Source organism: Pseudomonas sp. 44 R 15, assembly GCF_900004965.1.
Classification (GTDB): Bacteria; Pseudomonadota; Gammaproteobacteria; order Pseudomonadales; family Pseudomonadaceae; genus Aquipseudomonas; species Aquipseudomonas orientalis_A.
In genome coordinates, this window is the sequence record NZ_CVTU01000068.1 from 25,821 (window position 1) to 42,532 (window position 16,712).

The window sequence follows — 16,712 nt, forward strand, 5'->3', positions numbered from 1 at the left end:
ATTCCCCGATGGATCAAAATATCTTTAACAAGGATGTGATGGCCTTTAATCAAAGGCATTTCCTGCGCAACACGCTCTCTGTGCTGTCTTTGTACTGGAACAGCGAAGAGAAAGTCTTTGCCTGGTGCGCTTCAGTTTCATTGGTTGTGCTCTCGCTGCTCGCCGTTGTGACGGCGTTGGCGATCAACGAATGGTACAAGCACTTTTACAATGCTGTTCAGGAGCATGACGCGGCACAATTCTACCGCCTGGTGTTGGTGTCGCTGGCCATCATCTCGTTTTCCGTCGCACGATCCGTTGTGATTACGTATCTGGTCGACGTCTTTGCACTTAAATGGCGCCGCTGGTTGACCAACCACTATCTTAGCGAATGGGTCGTCACCTCGAGTCGGCCTGACCACGTGGAGCATTGTGTCGATAATCCTGATCAGCGAATCGCCGAAGACATCAATAAATTCACCTTTGAAACCATCGACCTTGCCTGTGGCCTGATTTACACGCTGGCGAGTGTCATATCGTTCAGTGTGGTGCTGATCGGCATTTCGGGCGATGCAACGTTCGCGGGCATTACTATCCCGGCCTACATGTTCTGGGCTGCTATTTTGTATGCCCTGGTGGGTACCTACATCAGCCAGAAAATCGGCTTCAAACTGGTGTCGCTCAGTAGCAACCAACAGCGCTCCGAGGCGGACCTTCGTTATTTTCTAATCCGCTTTCGCAATGCGTCGTCTATTCCCGAGGCCGGCACCCGTCGACACGCCGAGAAAAATCATCTAAGCGAAAAGCTTGAAGTCAGCCTGGCCAATATGCGCCTGACCATTGGCGTAAAAATGCGTTTGTCGCTTTTCACCGAAAGTTACAGCCAGCTGTCTCTACTGTTCAGCAGTTTGTTGGCTGTGCCGCGTTTTTTTTCCGGCAGCATCATGTTCGGCGATGTCATGCAGATCAACTCGGCTTTCGGCAACCTTTGCGAAAACCTGAGTTGGGTGATTAACGCCTATCACCGGCTTGCCGACTGGAAAGCCACCACCGATCGACTGATTTCATTCGATGGTGCCCTTACATCGGCCTCAGTGGCGGGGTGTTATCCAGGTTTTATGGGCGGCTCAAGCGTCCTTCCCATCAATGAGCCCATCAGGGAGGGTGCCCATTCATGATAGCCAAGCAATTGAAGGACCTGCCGGAGGTGTTTGTGCCCTTCGAAACGACCAGGGTCGATGGCGGTGAGGTCATTTATCGTAATGGTGAAATCGACTGCGGCCTGAGCCATGCCGAGTTGCTTTCTGAATACAGCTATATCGTCAGCGAGCCACCTCACGCCGCTGATTACGCCCTCGACAAGAAAGTTTTTTTTGCCGAGCGCTACGGCGGTGATGGCTTGTTGAATAACGGCGGCGGCGGGCGGTGTGGTTTCGATGGGCGCTTTCATTCAAAAGGTATTGGGCCTAATCCTTTGGTCGGGATCAGGCCACCGGATGGTTATGGCAACTCGCATGCCAATGGCTTTCTTTCACTGAATACGGCGGTGTATGAGTCGATTTGGGCAGAAATCATTCATCTTGCGCTTCCCTATGGCGCCGTTAGAACCGTGGCAATCATCGATCTGCGTGTGGAGTTTGAAGAGCCCGATGAACGCCATCCACGCGGCTTATTGGTCAGGATGCCTGCCGTGCGGCCGGCTCACTTCATCAGAGCCATTTATTACAAGGAAAAAAAATTCGACGAACTGAGCGAGGACGCCAAACGCGTCAAGGCCGCGGTGAACAAGTTAGTCGCGTTTTTACCGCAATCGAGTCTGACTCAGCCGTCTGAAAGTCTTACTGAGCGACTGGGCACAGGGCTGGACGAGCTGGCGAAGCGCTACGCCCGGCAATTTGCAGTGGCTCGGGCAAAGCGAATTTTTCATCAAAGTATCAGCGCCTCCAATGTAACGCTGGAGGGCGCCTGGATGGACCTGGCAGGGGCTACCGCGTTTTCAGAGCGTATGTGGTGGGAGGGCTTCACGGTCGGTCAATTCACGACGGAATATCTGCCGGCCCTCGGCAGTATTCAAGAGATGGGCTATTACCTTGGGAAGTACAAGGTTGTCAGCCCTGAAGCCGCACAAACCATGGTCGACACAGCGCTGGCGAGCTTTTCAAACGAGTATGAAGTAACGCTGTCACTCTACACGGCGGTGAGCGCTGGTTTCCCTTTGTCGCTGCTTGAGGATGTCGTGGCTGATCGATTGTTTTTGGAATTCTCGACGTGTTTGAGCGCGGTATTGGCGTTCGATACCTTTGAAGTGATTTCTCTGCACACCACCGCAGGCTGGCAGGGTTACGAGTATTGGGCCGCTCGGTTATATATTCAGTTATTGAAGAACAAGAGCACGGATGTCGTTCAGGATTTCAGTTGGGCGTGTTCCGATGTTGCGTTGGTCAGAAAAATGGTAGAGAGCTACGATCGTCTTTTTGAGCTGCTGTTTTCCAAGGCGCAATCATTCGAGGTCAGGTATAACCATTTTGTTGCGTATATGGCGATGAATATCACGCGCTTGAACCGGCGTGCTTTTGTTTTGGAGCTGGCGCCGTTGCGGCAAAAAATAGCCGCGGTTAACCGTGCAGACCCTGATGCCTATCCACGATTATTTAATCAGGCCGTCAGTGCAGCAACGCTCGCCTTTTGCGATGAGCGCGACTTCACCACTGTGTTTTGGGCCAGTGGGAAAACCATCATCCGATTTAATGCGCTGGATGGACGCTTTTACATCGAGAACGAGAGCGGGATGCAGATGCACGCCAATGGGCTGCATGAACTGGACCTGCCAGCGGATGTGATCAACGACGCTGTGGCTTTTTATGCCGACGTGGAGGCGTTATTAAATGCGTAAAAAAGTTAAGGTTTTTACCCTTTGTCGAAAGCAAAGCTACGTCGATAAGGCCGCACTGATAGGGTTTGCCTGCTGGGTTGCGATGGAAAGCCAGATGAAACGCGAGCTTAAGTTGATGGATGTCCGGGCCTGGATTGTACCGGCCATCAATCATCAGCAAATACTGTTTTTCTTTGACGATTTTGATCGGCCGATTGGCTATATCACCTGGGCCAATTTAGCTCCCGATACCGAACAACGGTTGTTGAAAGCCCCTGATTTTTCGCTGCACGACGCTGAGTGGGATGAGGGGCGCCGCACGTGGATTATTGACTGTTGTTTTCTGGAGGGCAGGGCAGGGCATGCCGAACCGGAAATCCACCGATTATTGAAGGCTGAAGGGATTGATAAGATTTTCTGGACGCGCCGAGACGAAAACAACGTAGTGAAGGCCATTATTGAAAACGTGCTTCATTAAGCCCGGACGTGTCTACGAAACTTGGGGTGATTCACACTGCATTAAATAGAGGTTGGCCACCAGCTGCTGACTAGATTATCCAATGAGCGGCTTCCCTGTAGTTGTTGAGTGATTGCTCAAAAAAGAGTTGCCATGCGTGTCAGCTTTTGTGAAGAGAGATCCAGATCAGGTGATCTTTGCGAGCTGGCATAGCGGCCACTAACCGCAATGCTGAAAAAACCGCCCTACTAGGGCGGTTTTTTTGCCCTCAGAAAAGTTAAATTTCAGTCATAGGTGATGGCACTGCAGATGCCTAGCACGACTTACGACGCAAAAAACTACGATATTTGAAGGCCGCTTTGATCATTTCAAAACCGCGAACAGTTTTCTCACAGATGATCGAATCTGGGAGCGCGCTGGACTACCGTTTACTAGTCGGCGGGTAAATACTCGTAAGGGCCAGGAGGGCAGTGATGGCGATGCAGTACGGTTCCCGAGTCCTATCTGCCATTCCTATATTTGTCGGCAACGAAATCGGGAATCAGCGTGAATTCTCGATGAGTCGTGATTAGGTAAACAGAAGCTAATCAGATGGGCGAAATGAGTAGGGCTACACAAGCTCTTCGTGCGGCTCGAAAGATTGTATTTTTCACGGGGACAGGTATTTCAGCAGAGAGTGGCATTCCCACTTTCGGGGATAAGCTCACCGGGCATTGGACAAAACATGATGTATTACACCTACATGGAAGCTTGGCCACACCGATCTGCTTCGCATGCAAGCGTCCTGCGAATCTGATCGTGCCGTCGAGTTATGGCTGCCCGCCGACCGGGCCGACCCAACAGTTGCTTGATCAACTCGGGCGCCACGGGCAGCGGCCGGCGCATATCCACTTCTTCATCTCGGCCCCGGGTTATCGTCACCTGACCACGCAGATCAACCTGTCGGATGACCCGTACGTGCACGACGATTTTGCGTATGCCACACGCGATGAACTGATCGCCGATGGCGCTGGAGTTGGGCGTGCAAGGGCGCTTTGCGCGGATTGATTTCGACTTTGAGCTGCAGGTGGCCGCTGCACCGGTAGAGCAGAAGCGCATGCAGCGCGTTCGTGCGCTCGAGAATTGAGCGCGGTAGGGCAGGAGCGGGTGCGACTGAAACTAGGCCGAGGCAGCCCGGCGCGCGTTGGGGCCCTACTGGATCAATGGTTGGAGCGGTTGGTCCTTACTGGCCGTCGCCCCATCAGGCCTAACACGCCGTCGATGGGCATTCTAGCTGGTGGAACACGTTGCCAAAACGGTGGCAGACGCTGGGGGAGTCACCCACCAACTTGCGCTTGGCATGGGGGGCTTAAACGTGGCGACCTGAGTGCCATGGGCATGGGGCGCTCGGACTACGAAACCTTCATGGCGCAGGAGCCGCAAGACCAACGTAATGCCTTCCGGGTACTGGCGCGCAGCGGTGATTTGCCGAGCGAGCTGCTGATGGCGGGTGAACATGTCCCCGCCGAAACGGTTGCGATTCTACGCAAGTCGATCGTGGATAACTCGGCAGCGTTGATCAACAGCATCAGCCAAGGTTGAAAAACTTAACGTCGTGTCCGGGATTAGTTGACCACTACATGCACCGTTTGCATGGATAAGTTACTCATGCTCCACGTTCCCCACAGCCAGAGACAGCGAATCACCAAGAATGCGCCACAAAGCGGTAAGACGCCGACAGTAGGTGCCTTCACTACAGTAAATCAACTCGACATGAAGACTGTCGATAACCGCGATATAAGCATCCTGAAACATCGAAATCTCGTTCGCCGACAGTGCTGGATACCTGTTCTCAAGGCTTGCGCCAAAGCGTTCGCGAAGACGATCCAGATAGGCTTCAAAGCCACTTGCAACCGATGCCTTTAACTCCGAAGGCGGAAAGAATGCCGTGCGCAGCAGGAAACGCAGAGCTGCGGAAGACTCGTAGCGGTTTGAAAGATTGTCCGTGTACAGCTTGCCAGGCTCGTCATCATTCGCCGGGACGCTTGCAAACATCTCTTCGATATAGTGCCTCTCCGTCGCCAGCGCCAGATTCAGCACGGCGTTGAACAGATCATCCTTGCTCTTGAAGTGCGCGTATAACGAGGGCTTGCGCATACCTGCCACGACAGCGATTTCATTGAGCGACGAGGCGTCGTATCCCCGCTCAGCGAAATGCACCAGAGCGATATCACAGATTCTGCTTGCCGAAGGGCTCAGCACTTTCATCGGGATGACCTTTTAATTCAATGATTTAACGCGGTGATGTGCTCGGCTCTGCCTTCGCGCACACTGCCCCAGGTCAGCGCACCCACCATAACGGCGCAGACTATCAGGAATGCGCACCAGGCAGTGGCGCCATAGCTGCTCGCCCAACCGGTCAACGGTGTGGCGAAGGCCGAGATGCCAAGCTGAAACGCGCCGAGCAATGCAGCCGTTGAACCCAGGGCAGTGGTTTGCGAAGACATCACCAGCGTCATCAGTGAGGTTTCTGCAATCCCCAATCCAAGCAGTGCTACCGCGACACCGGCAGCCAGCCAGTACAAACTAGAACCAGATACTGCTGCGCCGTAGGCCATGACAGAACCTGCGAAGATGCAAAAAGCTCCAGCCGTTGCCATGCGGGCCAAACCGTACTTGCCCACCAGTCTGGTCGCCACGACCGCCCCTATGAGAATCGCGATGCCGGTTGCGCCAAACAGCGTACCGAACTGGGCAGCAGGCAGTCCGTACTCCTTCTGATAAACAAATGTAGCGCCGCCCACATAGGCAAAGAGAAAGAAGAACACTGCTGACAGCGCTAAGGCGGGCCTTAGAAAACGACCGTCTTTTGCGATGCGCGCATACGTGCGTATCGCCAGTCGCATATTCAATGGCTCGCGCTTTTGCATTGGTAGTGTTTCAGGCAAAACAGCCATCGAATTCACCGCCACCAGCGCACCGAGAACAGCCAGTACCAGCATGACGGCCCGCCATCCGAAATGCGCCTCAATGTAACCACCCAACCCCGGGGCGATGATGGGAGCAACACCTTGAATGGTCAGCAGCAGGCCAAAAAGTTTTGCTGCCTGAACGCCCTGAGTGACGTCACGCACCATGCTCATGATGACTACCAACGTCAAAGCACTGCCTATCCCTTGGGCAAATCGTGCCACGAGTAGCCACTCAAGGGTTGGTGCCGCTCCTGCAGCCAGCGCACTCAAACTGAACAGCAACAAGCCTGCTATCAGTGGACGTCGACGGCCAAAGGCGTCAACTACCGGCCCGAACAGCAATTGCCCAAGCCCCATTGCCAACAAAAAGACCGTGAGCGTCAGCTGAATGCTGGCAACACTGGTCGAATAATCAACCGCCATTTCGGGCAGGCTTGGCAAATACATATCGACGGCTGAGGGCCCCAGTGCGGCGATGGCGCCCAAGGCAATGGCAAACTTTAGTGAAGGATTGCCGAAATGACTCTTTTCCATAACAAACTCATGATTGGCTTCCTATCGGAAGGTAGGAGGTAGCGAGAAGTTAACGAGAACCCAGAGGCAAGGTCAAGCCGTAATTTTCTTAGGGGCCAGGCATCATCGCCAGCGCTCCGCGCAAGGCATGCGCACGTAAGTGTTTTAGGCTTCAGTTCAAAGTGTTTTTTTCAAGAAGCGGCTGAAAATGAGCGGGATTTCTGAAACATTATTTTTAAGCGATCAAGGTAAGCGACTCAGTTCGCAGAAACGGGTTGGCCAAATCGATCACGCTGCGTTCGAGCCTAGTGCGCTGGATGTATCGACAGACGCTGTCACCTTGCGCACCAGCGATGGGAAAGCTGAGAGGGTGGCCATGTTGGCCCGCACGCCAACGGAACACTTAGCGCCAATGGCCGTAACTGTGTGGACGGAATCAGGGTTCAAATTGAACTCCGTGAGAGCCAGACTTGCCTGCGAACTAGGCGCCTTGGTATATCAGGCAAACCGCGTCATCGCTCTCGCGGGCAAGCCTGCTCCAACAGATGGCCCCCAATACCTCTTACAAGCGAAACCTCGACACCATGCTGTTCAGGTCTACCGCCAGGCGGGTCAACTCGCCGCTGGCGGCGCTCGTCTGGGCGGCGCCGTTGGAAGATTGCGTCGACAGGTCCCGGATGTTGACCAAGTTGCGGTCCACTTCACGGGCGACTGCAGCCTGTTCTTCCGCAGCGGCGGCGATGACCAGGTTACGCTCGTTGATCTCGATCACTGCGGTGTTGATGGTTTCCAACGCCAGGCCTGCGCCTTTCGCGATGTTCAGGGTAGATTCAGCACGGTCAGTGCTGTTACGCATTGAACTGACTGCTTTTTGGGTACCGCCTTGAATGCTGCCAACCATGCGTTCAATTTCGCTGGTGGACTGTTGAGTGCGATGGGCCAAAGCGCGTACTTCATCGGCGACAACCGCGAAGCCGCGACCGGCTTCACCGGCCCTGGCCGCTTCGATAGCTGCGTTCAGCGCCAGCAGGTTGGTCTGATCCGCCAAGCCACGAATCACGTCCAGAACCTTGCCGATGTCGCGGGACTCTTCCGCAAGATTACCAATCAGATCGGCGGTGCTTTGCACATCCCCGCTCATGCGTTCGATAGCGTTGACGGTTTCGTGAACCAGATCCCGGCCATCGCCTGCTGACGCCGTCGCGTTTTTTGACGCCTCGGAAGTGCTCACTGCGTTACGCGCCACTTCTTCGACGGCGCTGGTCATTTCGTTGACTGCAGTCGCAGCTTGCTCTATTTCGTTGTCCTGCTGCGCAAGGCCACGGGCGCTTTCATCGGTAACTGCGTTCAGCTCCTCGGCAGCGGAAGCCAGTTGTGTTGCGGATCCGGAAATACGCATCAAGGTATCGCGCAGTTTCTCTTGCATCTTTTGCATGGCGAGCAGCAACCGGCCCGCTTCGTCAGTGCCATCAACCTTTATCGGTCGGGTCAGATTACCTTCGGCGATGGTTTCAGCCGCTTCAAGTGCCAACGCTATCGGTTGGGTGATGCTCTTGGTCAGCATCCAGGCAAACAGCATAGTCAGTAGCGAGGCAATAATGAGGAGGCCGACAACCCAGTTGAACGCAGAGCTGTACTGGTCAGCAGCGGATTGATTGATGATAGCCAGCTGGGCGTTATTGAAGTCAGTAAGCTTATTCAACGCTACGTTGATCTGCTCAGCGTTAGCCGCAGATTCGGCGTTCAGCACGCGCGTTAGCTCCTGCAGATCGCCAGCCCGACTGAGGGTAACAAGGCGCGTTTCAATTTTGCGATATTCACCCATCAGCCGCATATAGTCGTTGTAGTCGGATTGCTCTACAGGAGATGAAATCAGTTTGGCGTATGCTGCCTGCGACTTGTTAAGTTGTTGGTTTTGTTCCTCAAGTAATTCGATGGTCCTGTTCTGAATATTCGGTTCGCGATCAGTCAACAGCCGATGCGATAAAACCCGCATACGGACGCCCGTCACCGTGAGAGCATTCAGGGTCTGAAAGCTAGGGACGCCATTTATCGCGATATCGTCGCCAGCTGCTCGGATCTTGCTCATCTGAGACAAGGCGAAGAGGCCGAGAATCAGCATGAGCGCGCCTATCAGGGAGAACCCCAGAAATGCGCGCGGAGCAATGTTAATTGTTCTTATTGTCATGGTTTTCCCAGATCGTGGAATGTGCTCCCCGCAAGCAGCGGCGGATGGCCCAGCGCATAAGTTTTTATCGGTCGCTTGATGACACACTTGAGCGAAAACAGCTGTGTGCCGCATATTAAAACTGATATTGCCCACTCACCAACTTGCAGACATCGACTGATGGTGGCCCGATGCAGCCCGATGGCGACAATCTTCAACCCAAACGACCTGGACGCGACGTTCGTTCAGTTGGTAGAGACGCGCTAACAAGGTTGCATATTTCTCTTGCAGAATCAGTTCTAGAGGCTGCAGCAGCGTGGTAGAAGATGCTGTGCATAATGGTACTCAAGGATAGGGGATGGTCGGTTCGATGCCGGCGAACACCGCGCCAGCGCCGTCGTAAGTCGCTTCGCCGAGGAAAGCATGCTGTGTCACCACCATGGAGTCGCGTACGATCCATTGCAGACGATTGTCATTGAAGATGGCTGCAGTCCCCGCCAGTCGATAAGCCTTCATGACTACGTCCGCTCCGGTATGAGCGGCATGGGTGGCGCTGAGGCGTAATAAGTTAGTCTGCTGCAGGGTCACCGCATTACCGGCGATGAGCGAAGCCCATACAGCTTCGGCGGATTCGTAGAAAAACGCCTGGGCGCTTCGCAGCATCGCCTCTGCCTTACCCAGTTCGCTGCGATAATAAGCTCGATCACCCAAGCGCGGGGCACCGGTGACAGTCTTGGTGCTGCCCGACATTGCGATCACCAAGTCCAGTGCTGCGCGTGCCAGCCCAAGGTTAACGGCGGCGTGAACTTGCGCCTGGTAGGAAACGGACGGGTAATGATAGAGGGGCTCGTCAATTGTGGAGGCACTGCCCCGCACGAAAGTCCACTCGCGTTGGATGTTCTTTTGGTGCAATTTGAGGTCATGGCTCCCCGTCCCTTGCATCCCGACAACATTCCAGTTGTCGACGATCTGCACTTCGCTTGCCGGGAACACAGCGGTCAGCGGTTTGCCTGCCGTCGGTCCTCCACCGTTGGCCGATGTGCCACCTATGCCTACACCAATCCAGTTGGCGCCTTTGCACCCACTAGCAAACCGCCAGTGCCCGCTGACTTCCCAGCCATTTTCAGTCTCTTTGGCGGGTTGTAGAGGGTAAAGGCCGCCAGCATAGACCTGGTCTGGCCCGTTGGCATAAATCAACGCTTGGGTTGCCGGGGGGAGTGCCGCCAGGTAGATGTTGGCTGAGCCGAACGCGGTCACCCAACCGACCGAACCGTCGGCTTCGGAAACCCGCTCTACGATGCGTAGGAACTCGGCTGGAGGCAGCGCATCGCCACCGAAACATTTGGGAGTACTGGCGCGGAAGATACCCACTGCTTTCATTTTTTCGATCATGTCTAAAGGGACATGGGAGCGTTGGTTAAACTCGCTGCGACGCTCGGCAATCTCCGCAATCACATCATCCAGGGAAACCGCCTTGATGCTGATTGGAGCGCCTTTACGTGTGTCACGATAATCGAAATTGTTTTTGCTGTTCATGTTTATTGTTCTCTGGCTAGGGTGTTTGCATACACGTTCAGAATGCGTGGACTGATAAGAAAAAATCAAATTCGAAATATGAATAAGGTAAATAATCCGTGGGAATTAACTGTCGTGCCATGCGCCTCTAAAGGGGAGGGCGTTTAAGTGCGACGGCTATTCCTGCTGTCAATAGTGCGTATGAGTAAAGCGAATTTGACCGAATGAACAATCCCTCTCAACATGGATTCACCAAGTCAATAATTAACAGGTGAAGGTTATGGTTAGCGATCAATCAAAACAACATTTCCGGCAAGCGCTGTCATTGTTGTCTGCGGCGGTGAATATCATTACTACCGATGGCCCCCATGGTCGCTTCGGATTAACTGCGAGTGCGGTCTGTTCGGTCACTGATACGCCCCCAACATTATTGGTTTGCATCAACCGTAACAGTTCAATTCATGAAGCGTTGCTGGGCAACAGGGCGTTGTGCGTAAATATACTGACCGGTGATCTGGAGGGTGTTGCGCGACAGTTTGCTGGTATGACCGACCTGCCGCCTGCTGAACGTTTTGCCGGCCAGGATTGGCGGACAGGCTCCTCGGGCCTACCGGTGTTGAACGACGCCCTAGCAAGCCTCGAAGGAAACATAGTAGATATCAAGGAAGTCGGATCGCATTCGGTATTATTTGTAGAAATTAACCAAATTCAGGTCCGTGAAGAGGGGGAGAGTCTGATTTACTTTGGGAGAAACTTTCACCGTCTGGGGCGGGCTGCAGCCGTCAACGTACAGACGTCGGCATCCTGAATAATTGCAGTTCCCCATTCGTGGGTTACAGGGTTTATAAAGAATGCTCGCACGCCTCATTTCATATGAACTCCAGTATGGCTGCCGGAGGCAAACAGACTAATGATTAACCGGCGCAGCCAGGTTATCCCGGCATCCGATAGGAAACGGCTATGGCAATAAAGTCCCACCGAGATAGGTGGCAATTCGATGGGCAGACTCAGCAGCCGATAGCGCTGGTCGTGGTTTAGCTGCATGGCAATGGCACGCGGCAGAATCAATGCCAGATCAGTGTTGGCAACGATTTTCGGGGCAATCGTGAAGTTAGGCACTTTCAGAGCGATTTCGCGCGCAATGCCGGCCTTTCCGAATGCTGCATCGGCGGTTACGCCATGGCCGGTAATATTGCTCGAAACGTCAACATAGCGCAGGGCGAGTATGTCCTGAACGCTCAATTCATCTTCCTGAAAAGGATGGCCGTCGCGCAACAGACAAATGAATTCGTCGTCTAGCAAGTTTTCGTGGATGCACTCTTCACCAAGCTCTACCAGATAGCCTATCGCGATATCTATATCACCTTTGCGCAATGCCATAGCCAGTTGCTCTATAGGCATTTGACGCACATCCAGGCGTACTTTCGGCGCCTCGCGCGCTAGCACTTCCATCACCGTCGGTAGCACATAAAGTTGCGACATATCCGACATGGAGATGCGAAAAGTACGATCCGCTGTTTTCGGTTCAAAGTTCGAAAACATCATTAATGCGCTTTGAATAATAATCAGCGCATGTTCAATGGGGCCGTGCAGGCGAATAGCTGCGTCAGTCGGCTCCATCGACGTTGCTGTTCGTACGAACAGCGGATCGTCAAACACATCGCGTAGTCGACGCAGTGCGTGACTGACGGCGGGCTGGCTGAGGTGTAGGCGTTCGGCCGCGATTGTCAGGCTGCGGTATTCCCAAATAGCCACAAAAGTCCTGAGAAGATTCAGATCGATCGTGGCCATGTTGATGTGCGTCATTTATTTACCACGAGCCTTACGCGTGATGCTGGAAAAGACGCCGTCGCGGTATATCCAAGCATGTATCAGCGCTGCGCAAAGATGTCCTAACACAAGCAGAAACAGAACCCAGGCGAATAACCCATGTGCGGCCCGAAACCAAGCGTAAAGCGCGGAGCTGACAGGAGCAATGGGTGGAAGGTTCCAGCCCGCGAACATGGTGACAGGCCAATTTCCGGCAGAGAGCGTGGCCCAACCGAGCAGTGGCAGGCAGAGCATCAGCAAGTAGAGCAATAGATGCGAAACATGCGCCGCCATTGCCTGCCAGTACGGTACGCTGGCAGGCAATGGCGGCGTGGTGCTTAAAAGCCGATTGCCTAGACGCAGGATAGCCAAAAGAAGAATGGCGATTCCCAGAGGCCTATGAAGATCAATGAGCCAGGGACGCAGGCTCAGAGAAGACATCATGCCTACACCTATAAATAGCATAGCCAGGATAAGGACAGCCATGAGCCAATGGAGAAGCCGTGCCGCGAAGTTGAAACTTTGCACACCGGTGTGCTTCTGCTGGGTATGCATTATTTGATTTCCTTTTTGCCAACCGCGTCAGTGGCTTTACCAAAACCTATTTCTCGTAATCGGGCGTTATAGGACTGGGAGTAAATACCCGCACGGGCTGCAAGCACCGGATCGTCTGAAAGCGCTATTCCTGAAGGTACAAGCGTCGGGTCAAAGTTAATGTCACGACATGCCCCATGAGTTTGCTCTACCACCTGGTTGACCTCTAACGTCCCAGCGATTACCTCCTTGCGGTTGCTCGGCCATGGTTGAGAAGGGTCGTTCACCGGATCTCCCGCCTCGGCCAGTTGGAATACCAGATCCCAGTACAAGGGTGCTACACCCACACGCTGAGTTATTTCATCAAACAGGAAGTCATGACTGGCTTGCGCATGAGCCTCTTTGCTCAACATCTCTACCGCCGCATGAGGGCGCATGGACCAGCGCACAGGTTGACGCTTTCCATCCGCTGCAATGAGTACGAAGGCGTTGATGGAATTATATTCGGTTCCTGCAAAACTGGCCGGCCAAGTCGCGTTCGCCTCTCGCTCTACAGACTTGCGAGCCTCTGGATATTTTTGAAAAAACGCGGCCACCTTGTCCGGGGCTGGTTGTCCAGTGGCAGCCACCGGTTCAAAGGCCTCGACCTGCGCCAGGAAACCCTCGGCATCCCGAGTCGCGAAGTAGGGTTCGTTGTTGAGCTTCATTCGCCACTGTGACTTGTCGTCGCCTACCAGCATGAGTGCCATGCTGACGGTCGCCGTCGAATTGTCCGCCGCATGCGGGTCCACGGTGCCGATTGAAAAACGCCCGACGGCTGGGATGTTGGCCGGTAGAAAAATACGTGAGGTCGACAGAGGGACGGCCTCGCCGCTCGCATGAAAAGTCCCACTGAAACACATACCCTTACCGTGGGCCCGTCGATAGCCTGGTGGAAAATTATCCAGGGAGTCACCCAGAAACTCTTTTGTGGTAACGCCGGTGCCTAAGAATCCTCCTGCCCAGGCAAAAGCCAGCACAAGAGCAGTCGCGATACTGAATATGCCCAACAACGGCACTCGATATTTCCATAAACCCTGAAGGTTATTCTTAAGCATAAAATTCTCAGCTGCACGTTGTCAGGCAGCGCTGGATTGAAACTGCCGAATGGCTAGCGCCAACACTAACCGGCGCAAAGCAGTAGTCATGTGTAAGACAGGGGGATTTGAACCGCCGATACGGCAAGAAAAAATCCCGGTGGGCTCAATGGGTTTGCTTGAGCGGCAACGCATGACAATCCCTGCGCCATAGCCTGTGTGTCATCACATTGCTGAGGACGGCCAAGGCAAATGACGCCGGCGATGCACCGCTTTTGACGTTATATGTCCAGCACCAATCGTGGAGACTTTGATCGTGAACAGCATACCAATATCGTATCGTTCGCCGCTTTTTCATCAGCAGTGAGATACACATCGCGATGGTCTGGTTCACCCTCTAAAACATCACAGAGGCATGTGCCACAAACACCCTGCTCGCAGGATATTTCGATATCAATACCTACTTCAGCCAGTGCTTGATAAATGGTCTGCCCGGTCATGACATTGACGGTTTTACCGCTGCGCGCCGCCACAACCTCAAAACCAGACCCATTGGTATCAATGTCGGCCTGAAAGTATTCGCGGTGAATGTGTGCATCAGGGTAGCCGAGTTCGAGAGCATTATTGATAACCCACTTCATAAAACCTCCCGGTCCACATGTATAGATGTGAGCCGTGTCCTGGCTGCCTCCTAATACGCGTTTGAGGTCCAGTTGGCTTTCAGGTTCATCGTCGAAGTGCAGCTGGACAGCTTGGGAAAATCCGGAGAGCTCCAACTCTTCAAGAAACGCACTTCGGCTACGTGAGCGTGCGCAATAATGCATCTCAAACGCCTTTCCCCTGGCTTCAAGCGCATAGGCCATGGCCAGCATCGGTGTGATGCCAATACCCCCTCCGAGCAGGATTGAACGTTCGGCATTCAAGTCCAGCGGGAAATGGTTACGAGGCAGGCTTATGTTTACCTTTACGCCTTCAAGTAATTCCTGATGGACTGCAATGGACCCACCCCTGGATTGAGGATCTCTCAATACCCCAAGGCGATAAATGCCTGCGTCAGCGGGATCGCCGCACAACGAATATTGGCGGATCACATTTGAGGGTAGGTGCACATCAATATGGGCACCGGCCTCAAAGGTCGGTAAATTGCCGCGGTCTGCCCGCGCCAGCTCGATGACGACCACATCATCACCTTGCAGCACTCGTTTAAGCACGACTACGTTTAGGAGTTCATTCATCGGGTAATACCTGTACGCACGCGGGAAGACAATTCATATTGATGGTTTAAAAAAGCTCGCCAATCTTCATTCAGACTGATCAAAAACACGCATAACACCGGCCTTGAGTGACGTGTGAGCGAGTAAGCCTTCTTCACCCAATTCATGACCTGCGCCTGAATCCTTCATGCCGCCGAAGGGGAGACTGAGATCCAGCACATTGTGGTTATTGATCCAGATAGTGCCTGCCTTCACGCCGCCGAAGAAGCTCGTGATCCGATCAACGTTTTTGGTCCAGATACTGGCCCCCAAACCAAATGAGGTCGCATTGGCGCGCTGGATAACCTCACGGTCGTCCTTGAAGGAAAAGGCTGTTAGCACCGGCCCAAAAATCTCCTTTTGGGATGTGATGCTGTTGTTTGTAAGGTCGGTCAAAATGGTAGGCTGAATATAAGCGCCAGGGCTGTTGATCGTTTCGCCCCCACACAGTAATTCTGCACCGGACTCAAGGCCCTGGTGGATCATGCTCATCACCTTGTCGCGGTGGGCGTGATGAACGAGTGGACCCATCTGCGAACTTAAATCCAGACCCGGGCCAATTTTGATGGTCCGTGCGATTTCAGCGACTCCCGCAGTGACTTCGGCGTAGTGGCGTTCGTGGACGTACAGCCGAGAACCTGCGCAGCAGTTTTGACCATGATTGCCGAAAATAGCCCAGGCAGCGCCGGGAATAGCGATGTTCAGATCGGCATCTTCGGCGATGACGACCGGTGACTTACCGCCGAGTTCAAGCGTGTATTTTTTCATCAGGGGCGCTGCTATTGCGGCGATTCGTTTCCCTGTCTCAGTCGAGCCTGTAAAACTTATCTTGTCCACGCCAGGGTGCTCAACAAGCGCCGCACCTACTTCATGACCTAGGCCGGTAATGACATTGACAACTCCAGGTGGAATGCCAGCTTCATTACACAGCTCCGCCAGGCGCAAAGTAGTGAACGGGGTTTGCTCAGCGGGCTTGAGAACAACAGTGCACCCCGTTGCAAGAACAGGTGCCAATTTCCAGACCGCTTGGCAAAGCGGAACGTTCCACGGGGTAATTGCTGCGACGACACCCAGTGGCGATCGTTTTGTGAAACCAAAGAATTTTTGATCCGGCAGGTAAGGAACGGATAGATCCAGGGTTTTTCCAGAGATTTTGGTGGACCACCCGGCCATATAACGCAGCGTATAAACCGACAGGTCCGCATCGAATGCGCGAGTGTTTCGAATAAGGCGGCCACTGCTGAGCGTCTCGAGTTCAGAAAGCTCCTGAGCATTTTCCGCAATCAGATCAGCGAGCCGCAGCATCAAAGCTTCACGTTGATAGGGTCTCATTCTGGACCAGGCGCTGTCTTCAAATGCCTTGCGTGCAGCGGCCACTGCCAGGTCGACGTCAAATTGGTCTGCCTGTGCGATTTGACCTAATTCAAGACCGTTACTAGGATCGGCGATAGAAAAGTATTTTTCTGAATGCGGGTCCCTGAACTCACCATTAATGAAGATTTGGGTACGTTTGCCGATCTTGGATTTAGCCCCAGCGGTGAGGTGTTCGTAGTTATTTGCCAATGTCATGATCGAATGCCCATTGT

14 protein-coding genes and 2 pseudogenes are annotated in these 16,712 nt (G+C 53.6%); 6 read left to right on the plus strand and 10 right to left on the minus strand.

The genetic code is table 11. From position 1 onward, the window contains the following. Positions 1-8: 8 nt before the first annotated feature. The 5 genes and pseudogenes from BFP93_RS08255 to BFP93_RS28845 all read left to right on the plus strand — a co-directional run bounded on the left by BFP93_RS08255 (position 9) and on the right by BFP93_RS28845 (position 4,889). Positions 9-1,157: an SbmA/BacA-like family transporter gene (locus BFP93_RS08255; protein ID WP_065892714.1), complete on the plus strand. Its 1,149-nt coding sequence runs from the start codon at positions 9-11 to the stop codon at positions 1,155-1,157. Further along, complete coding sequence (locus BFP93_RS08260; protein WP_065892715.1) at positions 1,154-2,872, plus strand: hypothetical protein; 1,719 nt, start codon at positions 1,154-1,156, stop codon at positions 2,870-2,872. Before BFP93_RS08255 ends, BFP93_RS08260 begins: the two co-directional genes overlap by 4 nt. After that, complete coding sequence (locus BFP93_RS08265; protein ID WP_065892716.1) at positions 2,865-3,329, plus strand: toxin-activating lysine-acyltransferase; 465 nt, start codon at positions 2,865-2,867, stop codon at positions 3,327-3,329. Before BFP93_RS08260 ends, BFP93_RS08265 begins: the two co-directional genes overlap by 8 nt. A gap of 774 nt (positions 3,330-4,103) precedes the next feature. Next, positions 4,104-4,434 (plus strand): annotated as a pseudogene (locus BFP93_RS08270) (catechol 1,2-dioxygenase); the annotation flags it as partial. A gap of 251 nt (positions 4,435-4,685) precedes the next feature. Further along, entirely contained in the window at positions 4,686-4,889 is a 204-nt protein-coding gene (locus BFP93_RS28845) for a hypothetical protein (RefSeq protein WP_158254524.1), read from the plus strand. A 60-nt stretch (positions 4,890-4,949) separates the two neighbouring features. On the opposite strand, the gene BFP93_RS08280 is transcribed toward BFP93_RS28845, so the two are convergent. The 5 genes and pseudogenes from BFP93_RS08280 to BFP93_RS08295 all read right to left on the minus strand — a co-directional run bounded on the left by BFP93_RS08280 (position 4,950) and on the right by BFP93_RS08295 (position 10,475). Beyond that, on the minus strand, positions 4,950-5,555 hold the full coding sequence (locus BFP93_RS08280) for a TetR/AcrR family transcriptional regulator (protein WP_065892718.1): 606 nt from the start codon (positions 5,553-5,555) through the stop codon (positions 4,950-4,952). A gap of 17 nt (positions 5,556-5,572) precedes the next feature. Next, a complete protein-coding gene (locus BFP93_RS08285) occupies positions 5,573-6,793 on the minus strand; it encodes a multidrug effflux MFS transporter (protein ID WP_065892719.1) in 1,221 nt (406 codons plus the stop codon). A 217-nt stretch (positions 6,794-7,010) separates the two neighbouring features. Then, positions 7,011-7,115, minus strand: a pseudogene (locus BFP93_RS29170) (transcriptional regulator FeaR); the annotation flags it as partial. Between the two features lie 219 nt (positions 7,116-7,334). Beyond that, on the minus strand, positions 7,335-8,960 hold the full coding sequence (locus BFP93_RS08290) for a methyl-accepting chemotaxis protein (protein WP_065892720.1): 1,626 nt from the start codon (positions 8,958-8,960) through the stop codon (positions 7,335-7,337). 324 nt (positions 8,961-9,284) lie between these two features. After that, a complete protein-coding gene (locus BFP93_RS08295) occupies positions 9,285-10,475 on the minus strand; it encodes an acyl-CoA dehydrogenase family protein (protein ID WP_015372136.1) in 1,191 nt (396 codons plus the stop codon). 259 nt (positions 10,476-10,734) lie between these two features. On the opposite strand from BFP93_RS08295, the gene BFP93_RS08300 reads away from it, so the two are divergent. Further along, positions 10,735-11,262, plus strand: a complete 528-nt coding sequence (locus BFP93_RS08300; RefSeq protein WP_003232755.1) for a flavin reductase — start codon at positions 10,735-10,737, stop codon at positions 11,260-11,262. 56 nt (positions 11,263-11,318) lie between these two features. Here BFP93_RS08300 and BFP93_RS08305 read toward each other — a convergent pair whose 3' ends face one another. The 5 genes from BFP93_RS08305 to BFP93_RS08325 all read right to left on the minus strand — a co-directional run bounded on the left by BFP93_RS08305 (position 11,319) and on the right by BFP93_RS08325 (position 16,695). Further along, the gene (locus tag BFP93_RS08305; RefSeq protein ID WP_015372134.1) at positions 11,319-12,260 is read right to left on the minus strand and encodes a LysR family transcriptional regulator; all 942 of its coding nucleotides are present in this window, start codon (positions 12,258-12,260) and stop codon (positions 11,319-11,321) included. Next, positions 12,261-12,818: a cytochrome b gene (locus BFP93_RS08310; protein ID WP_003232751.1), complete on the minus strand. Its 558-nt coding sequence runs from the start codon at positions 12,816-12,818 to the stop codon at positions 12,261-12,263. Then, the gene (locus BFP93_RS08315) at positions 12,818-13,894 is read right to left on the minus strand and encodes a catalase family peroxidase (protein WP_041931476.1); all 1,077 of its coding nucleotides are present in this window, start codon (positions 13,892-13,894) and stop codon (positions 12,818-12,820) included. The genes BFP93_RS08310 and BFP93_RS08315 overlap by 1 nt, the downstream gene beginning before the upstream one ends. A 260-nt stretch (positions 13,895-14,154) precedes the next feature. Then, positions 14,155-15,108, minus strand: a complete 954-nt coding sequence (locus BFP93_RS08320; protein WP_015372132.1) for a PDR/VanB family oxidoreductase — start codon at positions 15,106-15,108, stop codon at positions 14,155-14,157. A gap of 66 nt (positions 15,109-15,174) precedes the next feature. Then, positions 15,175-16,695, minus strand: a complete 1,521-nt coding sequence (locus tag BFP93_RS08325) for an aldehyde dehydrogenase family protein (protein WP_015372131.1) — start codon at positions 16,693-16,695, stop codon at positions 15,175-15,177. Between the last annotated feature and the right edge of the window lie 17 nt (positions 16,696-16,712).

Coding starts and splice junctions, on each gene's coding strand:
- BFP93_RS28845 (WP_158254524.1), top strand. CDS start 4,686: ATGGGGCGCTCGGACTACGAAACCTTCATGGCGCAGGAGCCGCAAGAC.
- BFP93_RS08305 (WP_015372134.1), bottom strand. CDS start 12,260: ATGACGCACATCAACATGGCCACGATCGATCTGAATCTTCTCAGGACT.
- BFP93_RS08290 (WP_065892720.1), bottom strand. CDS start 8,960: ATGACAATAAGAACAATTAACATTGCTCCGCGCGCATTTCTGGGGTTC.
- BFP93_RS08295 (WP_015372136.1), bottom strand. CDS start 10,475: ATGAACAGCAAAAACAATTTCGATTATCGTGACACACGTAAAGGCGCT.
- BFP93_RS08265 (WP_065892716.1), top strand. CDS start 2,865: ATGCGTAAAAAAGTTAAGGTTTTTACCCTTTGTCGAAAGCAAAGCTAC.
- BFP93_RS08320 (WP_015372132.1), bottom strand. CDS start 15,108: ATGAATGAACTCCTAAACGTAGTCGTGCTTAAACGAGTGCTGCAAGGT.
- BFP93_RS08325 (WP_015372131.1), bottom strand. CDS start 16,695: ATGACATTGGCAAATAACTACGAACACCTCACCGCTGGGGCTAAATCC.
- BFP93_RS08260 (WP_065892715.1), top strand. CDS start 1,154: ATGATAGCCAAGCAATTGAAGGACCTGCCGGAGGTGTTTGTGCCCTTC.
- BFP93_RS08300 (WP_003232755.1), top strand. CDS start 10,735: ATGGTTAGCGATCAATCAAAACAACATTTCCGGCAAGCGCTGTCATTG.
- BFP93_RS08310 (WP_003232751.1), bottom strand. CDS start 12,818: ATGCATACCCAGCAGAAGCACACCGGTGTGCAAAGTTTCAACTTCGCG.
- BFP93_RS08315 (WP_041931476.1), bottom strand. CDS start 13,894: ATGCTTAAGAATAACCTTCAGGGTTTATGGAAATATCGAGTGCCGTTG.
- BFP93_RS08280 (WP_065892718.1), bottom strand. CDS start 5,555: ATGAAAGTGCTGAGCCCTTCGGCAAGCAGAATCTGTGATATCGCTCTG.
- BFP93_RS08285 (WP_065892719.1), bottom strand. CDS start 6,793: ATGGAAAAGAGTCATTTCGGCAATCCTTCACTAAAGTTTGCCATTGCC.
- BFP93_RS08255 (WP_065892714.1), top strand. CDS start 9: ATGGATCAAAATATCTTTAACAAGGATGTGATGGCCTTTAATCAAAGG.